9 protein-coding genes are annotated in these 18,401 nt (G+C 43.9%); 5 read left to right on the top strand and 4 right to left on the bottom strand.

Going from position 1 to position 18,401, the window contains the following annotated elements; all coding sequences use genetic code 11:
• Nucleotides 1-202: 202 nt before the first annotated feature.
• Together gnpA and J2T16_RS25080 are read right to left on the bottom strand one after the other, a co-directional pair.
• Complete coding sequence (gene gnpA, locus J2T16_RS25075; RefSeq protein ID WP_260510832.1) at nt 203-2,380, bottom strand: 1,3-beta-galactosyl-N-acetylhexosamine phosphorylase; 2,178 nt, start codon at nt 2,378-2,380, stop codon at nt 203-205.
• Nucleotides 2,381-2,382: 2 nt separating this feature from the next.
• The gene (locus J2T16_RS25080; RefSeq protein ID WP_221788450.1) at nt 2,383-3,411 is read right to left on the bottom strand and encodes a glycoside hydrolase family 88/105 protein; all 1,029 of its coding nucleotides are present in this window, start codon (nt 3,409-3,411) and stop codon (nt 2,383-2,385) included.
• Between the two features lie 177 nt (nt 3,412-3,588).
• Between J2T16_RS25080 and J2T16_RS25085 the strand changes: the two genes are divergently transcribed.
• On the top strand, nt 3,589-4,563 hold the full coding sequence (locus tag J2T16_RS25085; RefSeq protein ID WP_090923168.1) for an AraC family transcriptional regulator: 975 nt from the start codon (nt 3,589-3,591) through the stop codon (nt 4,561-4,563).
• Between the two features lie 101 nt (nt 4,564-4,664).
• Here the strand turns inward: J2T16_RS25085 and J2T16_RS25090 are convergent, their stop codons facing one another.
• Nucleotides 4,665-8,546, bottom strand: coding sequence for an S-layer homology domain-containing protein (locus tag J2T16_RS25090; protein ID WP_221788449.1), 3,882 nt, complete (start codon nt 8,544-8,546; stop codon nt 4,665-4,667).
• Nucleotides 8,547-8,951: 405 nt separating this feature from the next.
• Here J2T16_RS25090 and J2T16_RS25095 point away from each other — a divergent pair, with 405 nt between their 5' ends.
• Entirely contained in the window at nt 8,952-12,089 is a 3,138-nt protein-coding gene (locus J2T16_RS25095) for an ATP-binding protein (RefSeq protein ID WP_499019458.1), read from the top strand.
• Nucleotides 12,086-13,204: a response regulator gene (locus J2T16_RS25100; protein ID WP_154891665.1), complete on the top strand. Its 1,119-nt coding sequence runs from the start codon at nt 12,086-12,088 to the stop codon at nt 13,202-13,204. Before J2T16_RS25095 ends, J2T16_RS25100 begins: the two co-directional genes overlap by 4 nt.
• Nucleotides 13,205-13,310: 106 nt before the next feature.
• On the opposite strand, the gene J2T16_RS25105 is transcribed toward J2T16_RS25100, so the two are convergent.
• Nucleotides 13,311-14,483 carry a DUF4317 domain-containing protein gene (locus tag J2T16_RS25105; protein WP_221788447.1) on the bottom strand — a complete coding sequence of 391 codons (1,173 nt, stop codon included), beginning with the start codon at nt 14,481-14,483 and terminating at the stop codon, nt 13,311-13,313.
• A 178-nt stretch (nt 14,484-14,661) separates the two neighbouring features.
• Between J2T16_RS25105 and J2T16_RS25110 the strand changes: the two genes are divergently transcribed.
• Both J2T16_RS25110 and J2T16_RS25115 read left to right on the top strand, forming a co-directional pair.
• Nucleotides 14,662-17,466 (top strand): AAA family ATPase, encoded by a 2,805-nt coding sequence (locus tag J2T16_RS25110; RefSeq protein ID WP_499019459.1) that lies wholly within the window; start codon nt 14,662-14,664, stop codon nt 17,464-17,466.
• Nucleotides 17,463-18,389: a hypothetical protein gene (locus J2T16_RS25115; protein WP_221788445.1), complete on the top strand. Its 927-nt coding sequence runs from the start codon at nt 17,463-17,465 to the stop codon at nt 18,387-18,389. The genes J2T16_RS25110 and J2T16_RS25115 overlap by 4 nt, the downstream gene beginning before the upstream one ends.
• Nucleotides 18,390-18,401 lie beyond the last annotated feature (12 nt).

Raw genomic sequence — 18,401 nt, forward strand, 5'->3', positions numbered from 1 at the left:
GCAGCTCCTTTGTTTTTCAATAGTCTAGCACATCAGGTCGTATGTCCATACATGTAACGTATGACATCATTATAAATTTATTTGCGCCACAAAAAGCCCAAGACTTATAGCGTATGTGCTACAGGTCATGAGCTTTTTTGTGTGGGAACTAATCATTTCCAAGGTCGATTCGATAACAGTACAATATGGAAAGTAGCTGATATTATACCGAAGCCTGCGCTCCAATCTGGGTAATCATTGTATCAAATGGTGCGATATCAAACCTCTGCATCCCCTGTTCCGTGTCAATCGTCGTCGTCTGCGCCTGATCACTGTTGTTGATTACAACCAGCTTGCCGCTCTCGGGATAATACGCACACTCGGTATACACATTATCCGTAATATACTTGGTATTGTGTTGCTCATTACCGGCGAAGCGGATCAGATTCAGCAGCAGTCTGGCATTCACCCAGTTGAATTCGAACGAAGGCAGATAGATTCCCTTTCCTTTGCCAAAAACATGTACAGACAGTGCAATGTTCCCTTCCGTTTCCAGCACCACCTCGGCCGTTCCATCGGTCAGATAACGATGCGGCTTGCCTTTCACTGTTGCACCTTCTGGCACAAGCTCATGCCGATCCTGCACGTCATAGGCCCATTTTCCATGCACTACACGCGCACCTGTATCCTCATCCACCCCAAGCACATGAGCCATTCGGAAAAAGGTATCATAACCTTCCACAGCCGACGGCTGGTTGATGCCAATAAATGTGCCTCCTTCGTGCACCCAACGGGTGAGCTGATCCACACAAGCCGTGTCATTCCAGTGCTCGCCACCGCTCCATGCAGAACCGGCTCTTCCAGCATTAATGACGACATCCACCTCGTTCAGCACGCCTTGGCGAATATCTTCAAAATCGATAAAGCGTACATCAACCGGCAACCCGGCTAACGCCTCATTCACATGAATCAAGTCATGCATGTAAGTCTCATGAAAATGTCCCGACAACGTCCAGGATCTTAATTGGCCCCAGCTATGGAGCACCGCCACACGAGTTTGAAGCTGCGCAGGTTTGCCTGCCTGGTGCAATGCTTTGATCTCCCTGAATTCATCTGCGACCTTCTCGATATATTCCACAAAATCAGGATAAGGCTCTACCAAATGCAGGTATCCGCCCAGGCCAATCCGGTCGATTTTCTCGCGCAATAACGCGCGCCGGATGTTAATCCAGTAGTTTTTGGCATCAAGCGTTGGGTTCCCTCCCTCCTTGAAGGTAGGTAATCCACCTAACCCGACAGGGAACAGATAAGGATGCAAGCGAATTTCATGTGTTTCAGCCTTGACGCCTGAACACATTCTGGCCTCATAGCCAGAGAACACACATTTGATCATGCCATCGAAGCCAAACTCTTCAAAGCGGTCATTGTAAGGCTCCATGCCCACCCAGCTATCGTCATAGAATACATAAGCCAGCTTGCCATGGCGATGAACGATATCAATCAACTTTCTGCCAAAATCAATGACAAAATCATTGATAAATGCCATCCAGTCCAGCTTGCGCTGCCCCGCAGGCATATGGCTGACCTGGTACTTTCCGCCATTCACAAAATCCTCTGCGGTGAGTGCATAGCCATATTTTTCGACAAATAAATCAAGCCCTCTTGAACTCACCGTAAAATCGTAGGAACCCCAATCCGAGAAGAGATGGCGGTTGCGCTCATCACTACCCCAAATCCAGGCAAAATTATAGAAGAGCGACGTGAATCGAACAACCGTTGTTTCGGGGTGAGCAAGGCACCATTTTTCCATCCAATCCAATAGATACGTTTGCGTGTCTGCATAGATGGGGTCGATCTGCATCAGGTGTTCTTTGTCCCAGTTGTTGGTTGTGTGATTATACATAGATATTTCTTCCCAGATACGATAGACCATGAAACTTACCGTGTATTTATGCCAAGGGGTGATGCCAGTAATGACCACGTTGCCGGATTCTCTTTCGTAATTCCACTGTGTTCTCGGTACTTCCTGTCCGGTCGTCCGGTCGTACACCTGCCAATACTTCAACGCTTCCTTCGAATCGTTCACCTTGAATTGTTCGGCAAAAAAGTCCTCCATCAGATAGATGGAGATATAATCCTGAACGGCTACCTTCGGCTGAGTAATAAGAAAACATTGCTGGAGCTTATCCTTATTCCTTGATGCCCACTCATTATGATCCCGAATGATACAGATCGTCGAATAAATGCCGTATCCGGCCTGAATGATCTCAGCCGACAACTTTGTCCCGTCACTATCTCTGATCACATCGGCTCCCCACCGCTCAGCCAGCTCCAGCGTCAGTGCTTCATAACCGGATTCTCCTGGTAACGTGAAAGAGCCTTTGGTTGATTTCGGCAACATGTTCACTCTCCTTGTCGTAACATATCCGACAGAAATGCCAGTGCCAGTCCCTGACCCCATCCTTGAATCCAGTCTTTCGGAATGTTGCGGTACCCATCGCGATCCTTCATCACAGCTGTTCCGCCGGAGACCCCGAGTACACGTCCATCCTCGCTGATATGGTGCAAAATGCCGCTAAGGGCCTTTTGTACATATTTCGTATGCAATGGGTTGCCGTTATTAATCATAGCCGCTGCAATACCGCATGATGCGGAAACTTCCTCATAAGATTCCGCATCATCCAGAACGGTACGCCATAAGCCATCTTCCGTCTGCAGCAACTTGATAGCCGCAAGCTGATCACGCAAGGAACATTCAACGTCCATACATTGCGGATACAAGTACCACTCTTTGAGTTGCGGTTTGACCTGTGACATCGTATAAGCTCCCCATGCATTCGCTCGTCCCCAGTAAAAGCCGGACATGTGATCCTTGTTCACGTTGTTATAACCGTGATACCACAGGCCGGTGCTCGGATCTTGCAGGTATTTGATATGCCAGTAATACTGATTCAGCGCATCCTGAATCATCGCTTCGTCCTTCAGCTTGCTACCCACTCGGAGCAGGAAAAAAGCCGCCATAAACAGCGTATCTGCCCAGGCCTGTTCAGGAAAATCATTCGCTGTTGATACTGTGTGCTGTAACACCCGATCGCCAAAGCGGAGCGCATGATTTTGCAAATAATCCACTTTACTCATGACGGTATCCCAATACTTCTGATCGCCTGTCTCTTCGTATAACGTGATCAATACATGTCCCATTGCACATGTATTCACCGTCCAGCTTGGCAAGCCTAGCTCTATATATTCATCCGCCCACTTCACCAGCCTGTCCAAAATCTCCTGATCACCTGTCGTTTGGTAAGCTCTCGCTACTCCGTAATAGGCTACGCCGCAGGGCCAATCCCAAGTCAAATCCATATCCAGTGTTTTTCTCGTTACGTTCTGAATAACGTTTAAAATTTGTTCACGGTCGTATTTCACTTGCAGCATTGAAATTCCCCTCTCCTGCGCACACTCCTTAAATTGAGTTTAAGAAGTGACCGTCCTGTGATGTAAACGCTTTACTTATTTCATTGTACGCAGTAAAATAGTTTGCATCTAAGCATATTCGTAACAAAACTGCGCAATTTCGATCATTTATAATCCGACGAATAGGAGCAGCCGGACATGCCCAAACCGAAAAAACCTGTCATTGAATACCGCCATTACAGCCTGCCCATAGACTTTCCTGTTCTGCTACTCAGCGGGGAACGCTGGAAAATCTCTGATATGAAGAGTGAGCACCTACATTTCCATAATCATATGGAGATTGGCATCTGTTACTCCGATGGAGGTGTAATGGAGATCAAGGGAGAAAACGTTCCTTTTCGAGCCGGAGATGTTACATTCCTACCTCGTTACCTGCCCCATACGACATACAGTTCACCTAATACGGCAAGCAGGTGGGCCTATCTCTTTTTTTCGCCAGAGGAACTGTTCCAGCATTCATTAAAAACACCGCAGAGTAACATGGAACCCAATCTCCGAGCTATTCAAGCAGGCCGTTGTGTGTTACATAAAGATCAATATCCGAAGGTGTATATGCTGGCCACATCGATTGTAGAGGAAATCCAGCGGCAAACCCCATTTTATCGAGAGAGTGCGTATGGATTATTAATGTCGCTGTATATTGAGTTGCTACGAATTCATGCGAGCGATGAGAACGGGCTTAGCCGAGAGCAGAAGCTGGAACTAGAACAGATGCGGGAAACGGAAAGGCAGAGCCGTCAGCCTGATCTGGTTATATCCCCTGCTCTGGAATTTATCACGAGGAATTACATGATGCCGGTGACGATTGATGAGCTTGCAGAACTGTGTCATCTAAGCACCACCCATTTTCGCCGCAAGTTCCATGAGATTATGGGTACGACCCCTCTTGATTTTCTAAACAGTACACGCGTAGAAGAGGCTTGCAAACGATTAAAAAGTACCGATGCCTCGGTGCTCTCGATCTCTGAGCAAGTCGGGTTCAGGTCCATTTCCAGCTTCAACCGTTGCTTCGCCAGATTAATGGGTGAGTCGCCGAAGGCTTGGCGCACAGGTACTCACATGGAAGCCCAATCAGCCAAAGCATCTATTTTGGCATTTACAGGCTGGGTCTAAACTACATAAAAAAATCCCGAAAGTCATTGCAGACTTCCGGGATTTTTTTATTTATTCCTATGACTGACTCCATTTCACAACTCAAATATGCAAACGAATCTTTAGATCAGGTCAGACTGTTGCAATAGTCTTCTCAGGATGGTCGCTGTCTCGGCTCTTGTTATCGACTGCAATGGTGCAATCGTGTTCGAACCGCGACCCGTTACTAGTCCCGTATGGACACTGGCTGCGGCTGCTTCCTTTGCCCAGCTGGCTACTTGTTCTGCATCTGTGAAGCTGGACAACTGTTTCGCAGCATCAGCAGGCACCCGACCTTCCAATCCTGTCACTTTCATGGCTCTTGCGATCAGAGTCATCGCTTCCTGACGGGTAATCTCCTCTTGTGGACGGAATGTGCCGTCTTCATAGCCGCCGATCAAACCATATTTAGAAGCAGTCTTCACGACATCTGCAAACCAGTCTTTATCATTCACATCTCGGAAGCCAGTGCTTCCTTCACCCGGCTTCAGACCCAGTGCACGTACGACGATGGCTGCAAATTCGGCTCGTGTAATGCTACGATCTGGTTCGAAATTGCTGTTTGATACGCCGCTCACGATCATACGTGAGCTCATATCGTTCACTGCTATATTACTCCAGTGGTTAGCCACATCCGTGAAGGATTTAGGAGAGTACACAATGCTATATGCACTGTTGGTCAAGCTGTTAATCTTCGCATAATATGCTCCGTTTATTATTGTAATCTTCGTTGGTACATGACGAACGCTGCCATCTTTATCAATGACGACACCTGTTGTCATTTGGTCTGGAGCAATGTTTGCCGGAAGAGCAATCGTACGCTCTACGTAGCTACTGAATTCATTTACAGGTGTAGTCTTACCGTTATAGCTGGCAATTACGTTGAATTCCACAGGTATTCCGACCAGCGTATATCCAGCTTGCTGTGAAACGGAATTCGCTGCTTGTACCGTAGTTGGATCTACTTGGGCAATCTCTACTTGAAGCTTGATGCTCTCAAGGGAGTCGTTACTATTCAACTTAAGCTGTTCAGCCACGCTGCCAATCCGAATCTGACTTGCTGGCAAAGTGTAGCTTGCTGTATCTGTCTGGAGTACCAACACCGCTTGCTTATCTTCCATAAGCTTCACCGTCTGTCCATTCAGCTCACCGATAATTACACCTGTATTCGCACTACTACTGCCCGTAACTGGAATCGTGATTACGCTGCCAGCGGCTTCGGTATTCAGCTTTTGGGCGATCGCTTCCGCATTCACAGAAATCGTCACGACCTGTTGCCCATTCACTGTCGAAGTCATTAAGGTTCCCGCAGATTGTGCCTGGCCGTTCACCAGTACCTTTACGTTACTGCTGGTATTATTATTGGTCACTGGTGAGGTAACGCCTCCACCTCCGTTACTTGCTCCACCAGTTCCAGTATTGCCAGTACCGTTATCTTCATTACTGCGAGTAATGATTAATGTATAAGTCTTCTTGGTGCTGCCGTTCGGAGCAGTCACCTCGATCGTTACTGTATTTCGTCCGTTAGCGAGCGAAATATCTGCACTTTTTCCACTCGTACCATTGATCTTAACGCTCGCACCCTCCTGAACAGAGGTGACACTAACCACCAAGGAGCGGGTTGAATTGCTCACGCTTGCTGTATAATGCTCCACATCCGGGCTGAAGACCGGAGATAATATACCACTAGTCAATGTCAGACCACCCAGGTCGGCATTGTTACTAGGCTCGCTGAGACGTTTTACGATCAGATTGTAAGTGTTGCTGTTGCCGTCCTCTGCTGTCACCGTAATCTGTACAGGATTCAATCCTGTCATCAGGTTAGAAGCCGTATAGGAATACACATCATCGGTAACGGATTGCTCGGTTGCTCCAGTGACACTGATTGTCTGGCTGGTCTCTGTCTTGGAGAAGGAGAAGTCCAGACTCGTTACTTCGGGAGCTACTTCCACTTGGTAATTTCGCTCTTCTGGCGAGAAGGCTGGAGATAATGTACCGCTATTCAGTGTAAGACCACCCAGTTGGGTGTTGTTACTAGGTTCACCGAGACGTTTCACGCTCAGGTTATAGGTATTGCTGTTGCCATCCTCGGCCGTCACTTTGATCTGTACAGGGTTCAAGCCTGTCATCAGGTTAGAAGCCGTATAGGAATACACATCATCAGTAACGGATTGCTCGGTTGCTCCAGTGACACTGATTGTCTGGCTGGTCTCTGCCTTGGAGAAGGAGAAGTCCAGACTCGTTACTTCGGGAGCTACTTCCACTTGGTAATCCAACTCTGTTGACGAGAAACCTGGCTCCAGAGTGCCTTGACCTACATTCAGGCTGGACAGTGTAGCATTCTCGGACTGCCACTTGGCATATAGAGTCAGATTACTAGTCACAGGTGACTGAAAATCATAAGCTTGTGTCAGCTCGATATCTGTATACCAGCCTAAAAACTTGTATCCAGCTTTACTCGGTGGCGATGGCTCTGTTGCCATAAGATTATGGCCGACTGACTGCGACAAGATTGGGGTGCCTCCGTTCGTGACGAAGGTAACATCCGAATTCCCATTTACCCATTGCGCATAGAGTGTAACGTCAGCGCCGTTAATGTTGAAGGTGTCATTCGGACTGTAGTCCGTGCCTGTTCCGTCTGCTGCAGTATTCCAGTGTGAGAAGATGTAGCCTTCTTTCTCCATATTTCCGGTGTTTTCAGCTACTGTGACAAGGGGCGACAGCGTAGAATAGCCCTGCATGTCTACAGGCACACTACCTGACTCATGACCATTGCCATTGTAGCTGACGTTATACTGGGTAGTAAGAGACTTCACGGTTGTTTTCTTACTAGCGGATTGATCCTGATAAGCGACATATGGAATGTTATCGGATCCCAAGGCAAACGATACATACTGCACTTGATTAAGGGTGTTCGGTCCAGTGAAGTTACTTCCTCCAACAGGTTGCCACTGATTCCCGCTGAGCTTTTTGACAACTCCAAAAGGCCGCTGTCCGAACATGGTTCCATTGTCACTATAAGAAACATATGGAGTTCCTATAGAATCGAAAGCCAGTGTATTTTCTCTGGACGAGCCAACAGAAATGCCACCAATGTTTCCAACGTTCTCCCACTGGGTACCTGTGAATTTTAGTACAGTAGTTTTATAAGAATTGTCTTGATTTGTAAAAGCAACATAAGGAACGTCGCTGGGTGCGATTGCGATCGCATGGTTCGATGATTGACCAGTTGTAAGCTTGGTAGCTCCCACGTAACTCCACGCTGATCCGTCGAACTTCTTAACAGACAACCTATAGTTGTCTGTCCCGTCACTGTAGGCTACATAAGGGGTATCCTTTGAATCCAGGGCGAGAGCCATCTCATTGGCGTCGCCTGAAGTCACCCACGTTCCCACGGTAGACCATACATTATTCGTGAACTTCACAACTTTAGCTCTGTTCTGGTTTGGATAGTCTCTATAGAGAACATATGGATTATCTGCGGAGTCAAAGGCAATCATACCAATCGCTGATCCTGGTGAAATATTGCTCCCCCCCACATACTCCCATTGACCAGCAGTGAACCTCTTTACGCCTAGCCTACCTTCGTTAGCTTCATCCGTGTAAACAAGATATGGTGTACCTTGCTTATCAATGCCAAGGAACAATTCATAGGCTTTTCCTGACGAGATTTCAGGACTTCCTACAGTTTGCCACTGGCCGTTCACAAATTTCATGACCGTCGCCTTACCAGAGTTCCCTTTATCTGCAAAAGCAACATAAGGAGTATTTTGTGGGTCTAAGGCTACGGAATTGTATTCAGCTTCTCCAGTACTAATACCTGGAACTCCTAAAGAAGCCCAAGTCTCGGTGGCTGCGTAAGCATGGTCTCCTCCCCAATTATGAAATCCGGGGATACCGCTCAGGACTAATAAAAAGGTGAGTATCATAGATACAGCTTTTTTGGCATTCAGATTCTTGCTCATGTTCTACTTCCTTTCTAAGTTTGATTTGTAAATCAAAAAGACTTAAAGATTTGCATAGATGGCCACTGAACAAAGCCATCTTATTAACACTGCTTCATAAGTAACTGCACTTTACAACCCCGGCTGCTGTAAGTACACCCAATCATTAAGTTCCGTCAACACCATGTTGTGATTTCCCTCTCCATACTCTCAGACCCATAAGTCCAGAGTTGCGCAAAGATAGGTCTTTGGATACTTTCACTAGATCCTTTCGACATATCACACATTCGAATTATACAAAATCACAATAAACAAAAAATAAACAAAGAATTTTGTCGATATTGAATTGCACCCCTTGGGGATATCCGCTACAATGCCGATAGAATACTAGAGATGATTGGTAATCTCCCAAAGGAGTAGCAGAACGTGTTATTACGAATTTCAGGTGTTGTTCTCACCGTGATACTTGCTGTTACGTTGCTGGTTCTATCCACGGCAAGAGAACCGCAAGCTGCCGCGCTCCATGCCCGTCAAGGCATTCTGGATCTATCGACCTGGAATCCGAAACTTGAGAATCGCATCAGGCTGGACGGTGAATGGGAATTTTATTGGAAGAAGCTACTTCCAGCTCCAGCTCATATCGCGGATCAAAAACAACAAGGAACACTAGCATCCCCTGATGCTTATGCCGAGGTTCCTGGTACTTGGGGACTCGTTTGGGTAGGAGATGAACGATTACCGTCCTACGGTTTTGCTACATACCGGCTTGTCCTAAGAAATACACCCGTTGAAGGCACTCTTGCCATCAAGAAAAGCAACATTCGCTTTGCCAGTGAAATTTACGTCAATGGCACCAAACTGATGGAAGACGGACAAGCCGTGGAAAAAAATGCAGGATACCAGGCAGGCAATTCACCACAAATCGCATTTTTCCCGTATCATGGCGGTGATATTGAAATACTGGTTCGGGTCGCCAACTATGACTATCCGAATGCAGGCATCTCGGGTCCGCTTTTTTTTGGAGAACAGGCTGCCATGCTAAAAAGCCATCAGAACCGCACAGCCATTGAACTGGCAACTATGGCTGTATTGGCTACCATATCCATCATTTTTCTCATCAGTTATTTGGGATCTGCGCTATATCGAAACCGGGATGACTCTCTGTTACTGCTCGGCCTGGTATGCCTGTTGTATGCCCTCTACAATGGCATGATCAGTGAACGAGTATTGGCAGCAGCAAGCACAGATCTTTCATTTAGTACGTTATATAAATTAAAGGATTTTTGCTCCGTTGCCTGTCTCGGCTTGTTGATCTTTTATTTCTACCGTTTCAGAACGGGCATGTTCTCAGGGGTTCTCACTTCTGTAACGCTGTTTATTTTTGGCGCATATATCAGTTTGCTCGTACTCTTTCCTATCTCCGTCTACGTGCTTACCGCACCTTATGTTATCGGACTGTACACGTTGATTCTGCTATGGCTTTTGGTGCAATGTGCTTTGCGGTTTGTGCTTAGCGAGAAGGGAGAACGGTTATCAAGCTTTCTATGGTACGCAGCCATGCTCTGTATCACGCTGTACTGTCTGGACATCAACCTGTTCTCGATCTCACTAAAGGAAAACGTTAATATCGGACAGGTATGTATCGTACTGTTCAGCATCCTGATGTTATTTCTAGCCGTCCTGCGGCTCTTCGAGGCCTATCTTACGGTTCGCTCTCTGAAGGATCAGCTTCTCCTACTCGATCAGGTTAAGGATGATTTTCTATCCAACACGTCACATGAGCTCAAAACACCGCTCAATGCCATCGTTAATATTAGTGAAAGTCTGCTCAAGGGTTCGGAAGGCCCGCTCACCGATGAACAAGCACATAATCTGGCGATTGTGACGGGCAGTGGCAGACGTTTGACGTACCTAGTGGATGAGCTGCTGGACTATTCCAAAATGAAGCATGGGGACATCTCACTGCACCGTTCAGCCACAGACCTGTCCTCCTATGTCGAATCGGTGTTGCGCATGCACTCCTTCCTGCTTGGTACCAAAAAGGTGGAACTGATCAACTACATCCCAGCCTATTTCCCGGCAATTTATGCAGACGGGAATCGTCTTGTTCAGATTCTGCACAACCTGATCGGTAATGCCATCAAATTCACGGAACAGGGTTCTGTCCGGATAAGTGCTACACTCGTTCAGGGAAAAGCAGCACTGCGCATTACCGATACGGGACGCGGCATCAGCCCCCACAAGTTGGAGCATATCTTCCTGCCTTTCGAACAGGAAGCAGACGCGGGGCCAATGGTTGCCGGAGGCACAGGTTTGGGTCTAAGCATCACGCGCAAACTTGTTGAGATGCACGGAGGAACCATTCACGCCGAATCAACGCTGGGTCAAGGCGCCACATTTATTTTGACGTTCCCACTGGCTGAAGGTAAAAAAGAGAAACGTGCCAACGTGACGCCTTTCAGCATGGCGCCTACGGTTTCGGGAAATCGAGCACTGAGATATGAAGAACCTGTCATTATGCAAGGGGTACGGAATGAGTGGATTCTCGTGGTTGACGATGATGCAGCCAATCTGCAAACGATCGTGAGTATGCTGAAGCTGGAAGGGTACAGTTATGCCGTTACATCCCGTTCCCAATCGGTAATGATGCTGCTGGACAAACTTCCTGCCGTGCATCTGGTGATTGCCGATATCATGATGCCAGGCATATCAGGTTATGAATTGCTTGATCGGATTCGGGAGCGCTTCTCCCCTTCCGAACTCCCTGTGCTCATGCTAACCGCAGGCAATAAAGCTCATCAATTAAAGCTTGCGCTGGAGAAAGGTGCCAACGATTTTGTATCCAAGCCTTTTGAGTCGGAGGAATTGCTTGCACGGATCGGGGGTCTAACCCGGATGAAAACATCTGTTCAGGCTGCACGCAATGCCGAAATTTCCTTTTTGCGGTCCCAGATTAACCCGCATTTTCTGTATAACGCCTTGAATGCCATTGCCGAATTATGTGTGGATGCGCCAGATGAGGCAGAACGATTGATTTTACAATTATCCAGTTATTTGCGAGGCAGTGTTCACTTCAAACATCTGGATTCCAAGACCAGTCTGGAGAACGAACTGGGTATGATCGAGGCCTATGTAGCCATTGAACAGGCACGCTTCGGATCAAGACTCGAAGTCATTATTGATGTAGATGCTGATGTGGATCGAACTATGCAGATTCCGCCGCTGATTCTGCAGCCCTTGATCGAAAATGCTATTCGGCACGGTCTAATGTCCCGTGTTGGCGGCGGCCGTGTGATGCTATCTATTCGCAATCTCAGCGAAACGGAAACCAGATTTACCATTGAAGACAACGGCATAGGTATGACGAAACAGAAAATGAAAGAGCTCCGCCAGGTCGCCGATGGTAGCACAGGTGTCGGTTTATGGAATATATCCAGCAGACTCAAACTGCTGTATAACAGGGATTTTCGGATGGAAAGTCATGATGGTGAAGGAACCCGTATTACGCTCGATCTTCCCATTCAACACCAGAGTATGAAGGGTAACGGGGGGTACATTACATGATAAAAGTAATCATCGTAGACGATGAGGATCTATCGCTCAAACGACTAAAACGGATTTTGACTGAAAGTGGAGCCATTGAGGTATGCGAAGTATTCCATGATCCCGAGAAAGCTTGCGAATATGCAGCAAATCACAGTTTTGATGCTGCTTTCCTGGATATTACCATGCCACGAATCTCCGGGATGCAACTGATCGGCGAATTGCGCAAGCATCACCCCTCCCTGCCGATCGTGCTGGTGACAGGATATGAGGAATATGCCGTACAGGCTTTTGAAAAAGAAGTCATCGACTATATCATCAAACCTGTGACAGCCGAGCGTGTAAGTCGTACGATTCAGCGCTTGCAGCAACTTCTCCGGGACACAGCTATCTCATCGGAGCCGGTATCCCCATCCCCACGTCTGACTGTGCGGATGTTAGGCGAATTTACCGTGCTTGATGGAGCGAATGTGGACATCCCTGTGAAGCTACGAACGCCGAAAACAGAGGAGTTACTCGCATTTCTTTTATGTGCGAAATCGACTAGCCGTGATGTACTGGCTGATACGTTATGGAAGGATCTCAGTCCGCAGAAAGCCTGGACTAATATCAACTCAACACTTTACTACGTCCGGCGTGCGGTTGGAGATAACAGCGATGTTCCCCTTATCCAGAAGGATCGAAACGGGATTCGGATTGACCGGGATTCCATCGATTGTGATCTGTATGAGTTTGAAGCGTTATTTCGCCAGATCCGTCAAACTTCAACCTATTCACCTGAGATGTTCGAAAGAATAGATACCTTGTACCGGGGTGAACTTTTGAAAGGGCGGCATTATGAATGGGCACTCGCATGGTCAAGGCAGCTCGAGAGGGACTTCATCACAATGATGGAAACGGCTGCTCAATATCATATCCAGCAAAAGCAACCCCTGCGTACACTGCATTATTTGGATCGAATTCTGCAGATCGATTCGATTCGGGAGGATATTCACCGTGAAAAAATCGTGATCTATCTTTCGCTGGGGCGGCGGACTGAAGCCCAGTGGCAATACCAGTTACTCGAGGAATCGCTTCACGAGGAGCTTGGCTCCCGCCCAGCAGCCGATATTCAGCTGTTGTTACGTCAATCTTAGCTGAGACAGACACAAAGACAGAGACAAACAGACCAAGACAACAAAGCCCAAGCCTGGCGGAATGACCGCAAGCTTGGGCTTTTTGAATGTTTAAGCTGAAGTTTATTTAGAGATTCTCCGTAGCCAGCGTGAATCCCTCAATCACCGCATCTTCATCCACTTCAATCATAATACAGCGTCTTCCCTGATAGTTGACTTGTCTCACATATTTGAGATCCTGCGGACTGATCGAGATGGTCGCCACCTTGGTATCAATCTTGATTGATTTGGAAGTGTACTTCGGCATCACGCTGTTCGCCTTCAGTTCATAGTTTTTATTGTCGACGATTGTTTCGAATGCACGTTCCACTTTCTCGGTGGTCAGTTCTTCTACGCCGCTGGCTGTAAGCAGACGTTCTACGTCTTTGTAATCCAACTTCGGTGGCTCTTCCTCATGGGATTCCTCGTTCACTTCAATAACCCGGTTGATCTCTTCATATACATGAGCCAGGGTTGTGGCATCCATCTGCTCACCCGTGATTTCTTTGACGATATCCTCGAATATTGCGCGCTCCTCCAAGGCCGTCACCGAACGTTCCCCATTCAGCACATTTTCAACAAAATGAGGGTCCGGGAAATTGGATTTGCCCGTGCAGTACAGCACACGATTTACGTCGGAATAGTTGTCCGTAACGCTTGGATATAGGAAACCCTGTTCCGGCGTGCTTAATTTGATGATCGGATCAACGATGATGTTGTACTTGAATTCCCGCTCTACATAATCGAAGAGCAGCGTCTTCCGCTGTTTCTCCGTGGAATTCACACTACACAGGATGAAGGGATGAGCAAAGACCTCATTTTTCTCGCTTTCCTCTGTTGCCTCATTTCTCGCCTTCGTTGGCAGATAATACTGCCCTTTAATAAACGTAACCACCATATCCCGTTCAAACTTGGCATCAGCCATCATACGATCGACAAGCAACAGCATCAGATCCTGCCACTCATCCGGGTCACCTGTGACGAGTGCCTGGTGAAGCATCACCTGTGCCGGCTCCTCCGCTTCTTCTTGGAACTTCAGTTCGAACAGTTTCTGATCCAGTTCACCTGTCAGCAATTTTTTGAAATTACCCATGTATAACTCTTGCTTCTCCCGATCCACCAGTTCAAACGGATGACGTTCCCAGTGATAGACTTCATTGGTTTCTTTCGTAATATAGACATTCAGGATGTCGTAAATGTTCAGCAGGTCATGATCCAGCTTGAATTGTTTGCGAATGTGCGCGACTTCTTTTTTATTCATGATTCGTTAGACAACTCCTCAAGTAAATTGGCTTTACAAGTATAAACGATAAAAAAAAGCTTCGCCAGAAGGATAATCTTTGTAACCGATTTTTACCATATTTTAACTTCACTCTTTTAATGACCCTAAATAATATATAGTAAGCAATTAAATTTATTAAAGAAAGGAATCTTCAATTATGGAGGAACAACAATTAAGAAAAATCAAAAAAGCAATAATGAATTTTCAACAATACATACCCGCAGGAAAAAAAAAATTGTTAAAGATTTACTCTATGAATATAAAGGAGTTGTTATCTTCTTTAGATAATGTCTTTGAATTGGAAGAACAAGCTATAGAAGTAGTACATTCCAGGCCATATGTAACTGACGATTATGAGAATGATATTATGTTTTTTGCTATACAATTGTTAGATTCCATGGTATCAAGCCACAATGAACTTAAGACCTATGATGAATATAAGAATTTACTTCGCCACAGACATGTGGCTTATGGGTTTTATAATACGATCGAGCAAAAACGTATAAAAGTAGTCGATGTGTTGGATGACCTTCTAATAGAAAGTTTGCTCTACTCAGGCTTGGTTAAATTCTACCAAAATTACTTTGGGACTTTCACGGATAATCAAAGAGCAATCAAATTTCTCTGTAAATTTTATCCTAAAGACAACAGTTCAATTGGACAAAAAGAAAAAGATGCTACAGTTAAAGCAATTTATAGACATATTACTAATGCTGGAACACCAAGTGATTTCGGTTTCGCCTTCAGTGGGATTGAAAGTATTCGGGAGAATATAGAATATCTTCCTGTAGAAATTATTGATCTTTTACTTCAAAAGTACGAGTTATATAAAATCGTTAATAAAGGTGTATACAGAAACCAAGTATTCACCATCATTAATTACTCTGCATTACCTGTTTCAGAAAAGCAAAAATATAAATTCAGTTTTTTGGACAGTTTACTTATAGCAGATTTAATGAACTCTGGTCTTTATCAAAAATACGGAGTCCAAGAACATTTAATTAGAAATTATCTTCATCTCGATGAAAATCTAACGTCGGACAAGCTTGGATTAATAATAGATAATCATAAAAAAAGTATTTATGGCTATTGGACAAATTCTTGTGCTTTCGATAGACAGTTTATCATAGATGAAAAAGCAATTATTAATATGCATCTTCATTCTGACAATAAACAGGTATCTATTACCTACATAGATAATCCTAGTACAGAGGTAATTTTCGAATACTCCTATCAAGATTGGATGTTAGATAACTACCGCTCAATAGAATCAGAACAAAAAGTTTTGGAATTCATAAATGAAGATTATTCAAAAGAATCAGAGTACATTCACAGGCCTCTTAAGTTTTCACTTCTTTATCTTAATCGTTATAGAGGTATTAAATCTCAGCTAATTGATTTTGACCATAAATTCACTTATGACGTTAACACTAAAGAACTCAAAATTTCATTAAACTCCGATGAGATCCCAAACTTTTATGGAAATAAAGTCTACTCACTTTCATGTATAGTTGGCAAGAATGGTATGGGCAAAACCAGTACGGTAGATTTTTTACGAGATACTTTTTTCCGTCTTATCCATATCATAAAAGAGAAGCGTATTTCATGTAATAACGGAGTCGTAAATGAACTTGAATATGAGCCTTATAAAATAATGGAGAATAACATCGAATTTTTTATTGTATTCCATTTAGGAGATCAACCATATTATTTGACAAATATAAACAGTACCATGACTTCAGGTGCCCATTCCTTTAATCACAAAGCATATAAAAGTAGAAATGAATTAAGCAAAGTTGTATATTTCTCAAGTATGCTCAGTGTTAATCAAGATAGTCTATTTGATATTGAAGAACTGATAAAAAGAGAAAAAGAAGACAATGAAGAGGATTATGCCAAATCTCTTATTGATTCAAGGCACGTTGATTATTCTGAAAATTCAAGTTTCATTGAAAAAAGAAATGTTATAAAAAACGCTATAATTAATAAAGATACACGAGACAGGCCATCTGAAACATTCAACAAGGATCTATGTTATCAACTTGCTTTTTTAGACTATTTGGTACAAGAGGAACTTTTGAAATATTTTGATTTCCCAGAAGATAAGAATTTTTTTGTGCTAAGTACCTTATCTGAACCTCCTGAAACACAAATATTAGTTGAAAATCTAGATGAAAATCTTAACTCTATAAGTCAGTTTCTTACTTTACCTGATGCCAAGCTTGGACATTTTTCATCTGGACAGCATGCTAAATTTTCTTTTCTATCTAAGCTCTACTGGTTTCTAGAGGGGCATGGAAAGTATTCAAAAACTTTTGAGAATTTAGCTGGGACCCAACTTTTTAGTGATGATCAAGCATTACAAAAAGGAGAAACTGCACTTCTATTTGTCGATGAAGGAGAGCTTTATTATCACCCCGAATGGCAGCGAAACTACATTAAGATTCTTATTGATCTCATACATGCTTCAAAAACCGAATCTAAGTTCCAAATCGTTATTACGACAAACTCACCATTCATTATCTCTGATGTTCTTAGTGAGGACATTTCTTATCTTTCAAAAGAAGATACCGAGTTTGACCAAACATTTGGCCAAAATATACACAAACTCCTTACACATAATTTTTTTATGAATTACACCATAGGTGAATTTAGTCGTAAATTCATTGTAGATGTCAGTGAATTACTGAGTCCTGATGAAAACAATAACATTAAGCCCAAAATCAGCACATTTCTAAAACAATACTTTGACACTCCTTTTGAATCTGAACAATTATATGAAAAAATGAGCCAATTGATTAATAAAATTGGTGAACTAGTATACAGAGAAAAACTGATGCTCACTCTTAGCCAAAAGTTAGGTGAGGATGCTGAGTTGGATCTTTTAGTTAAACAGAGAGATGAACTAAATCTCAAGATTAAACAGTTTAAATTAATTAAAGAAAGGAAAGAGACAGAATGATTCAAATTCAAAATTATTCAGAAAAGTTTGAAAGTGAATATTGGAAAGCTGTTATTGACAAAATCCCCACCCCTTGTCAAAAACTAATTTTGAAAAGTTGTAAAAAATATCTACCCACTAACTTCTTTGATGAGAGCAGTGATGAATTTAAGACCCTACTTCTTGCACCTTTGCAAAAGTTAAAGGAAGCATACTCCTTTATCAATGAAAATAGCCTTGAAATAATGAATAAAGAATCCTTTATAAAATCAGATAAAAATAATCCTCCTATGAAGAAATTATATAAAAAACTACATGACTCCTACTCAATTATTGCAAATTCGGAGGTTAACAAGGTTTCTGTCCGTGTTAGATTAGTTCGAAGTTCCGGTCTTAATGTATGCCCCTATTGCAATAGAGATTATATCAATTGCAGGGCAGACAATGTTGCAGGAGCACAATTAGATCATTTCTTTAGTAAAGCTAAATTTCCTTTGTTTTCAATTTGCCTGTATAATCTAATACCAGTGTGTGGAAATTGCAACAGAATAAAGGGGGCACAGAAATTAGAATTCTCCTCTCCTTTTGATAGTTCAATCAACTGGATCAATGATATAACGTTCACTTATGATGGAACCACTTCAGATGATATGAAAATTATTGTAAAAACAGAAAGTGGTACCGAACATAATATTGCAGGAATGAGAATTCGTGAAGCGTATCAGATTCATAGCACTGAGGTACTTGAACTAATCGAAAAAAAACAGATGTACAACAACACACAAAACGAGGAAATTCAAAAAGTATTGGGCAAAATCAATTTATCTGATTCAGAAATCAAAAAAATTATTTTCGGACCCGAAATTACTGAGGACCAATTTAAAAATAAACCTCTTACAAAGATGATGTATGATCTACATAAGGAATTGAAAATTTATCCCTGACCATCTGCAATT

Origin of the sequence: Paenibacillus intestini, from assembly GCF_030803945.1 — a bacterium.
In the GTDB taxonomy this organism is placed as follows: Bacteria; Bacillota; Bacilli; order Paenibacillales; family Paenibacillaceae; genus Paenibacillus; species Paenibacillus polysaccharolyticus.

Coding starts and splice junctions, on each gene's coding strand:
- J2T16_RS25085 (WP_090923168.1), top strand. CDS start 3,589: ATGCCCAAACCGAAAAAACCTGTCATTGAATACCGCCATTACAGCCTG.
- J2T16_RS25110 (WP_499019459.1), top strand. CDS start 14,662: ATGGAGGAACAACAATTAAGAAAAATCAAAAAAGCAATAATGAATTTT.
- gnpA (WP_260510832.1), bottom strand. CDS start 2,380: ATGTTGCCGAAATCAACCAAAGGCTCTTTCACGTTACCAGGAGAATCC.
- J2T16_RS25115 (WP_221788445.1), top strand. CDS start 17,463: ATGATTCAAATTCAAAATTATTCAGAAAAGTTTGAAAGTGAATATTGG.
- J2T16_RS25100 (WP_154891665.1), top strand. CDS start 12,086: ATGATAAAAGTAATCATCGTAGACGATGAGGATCTATCGCTCAAACGA.
- J2T16_RS25105 (WP_221788447.1), bottom strand. CDS start 14,483: ATGAATAAAAAAGAAGTCGCGCACATTCGCAAACAATTCAAGCTGGAT.
- J2T16_RS25090 (WP_221788449.1), bottom strand. CDS start 8,546: ATGAGCAAGAATCTGAATGCCAAAAAAGCTGTATCTATGATACTCACC.
- J2T16_RS25080 (WP_221788450.1), bottom strand. CDS start 3,411: ATGCTGCAAGTGAAATACGACCGTGAACAAATTTTAAACGTTATTCAG.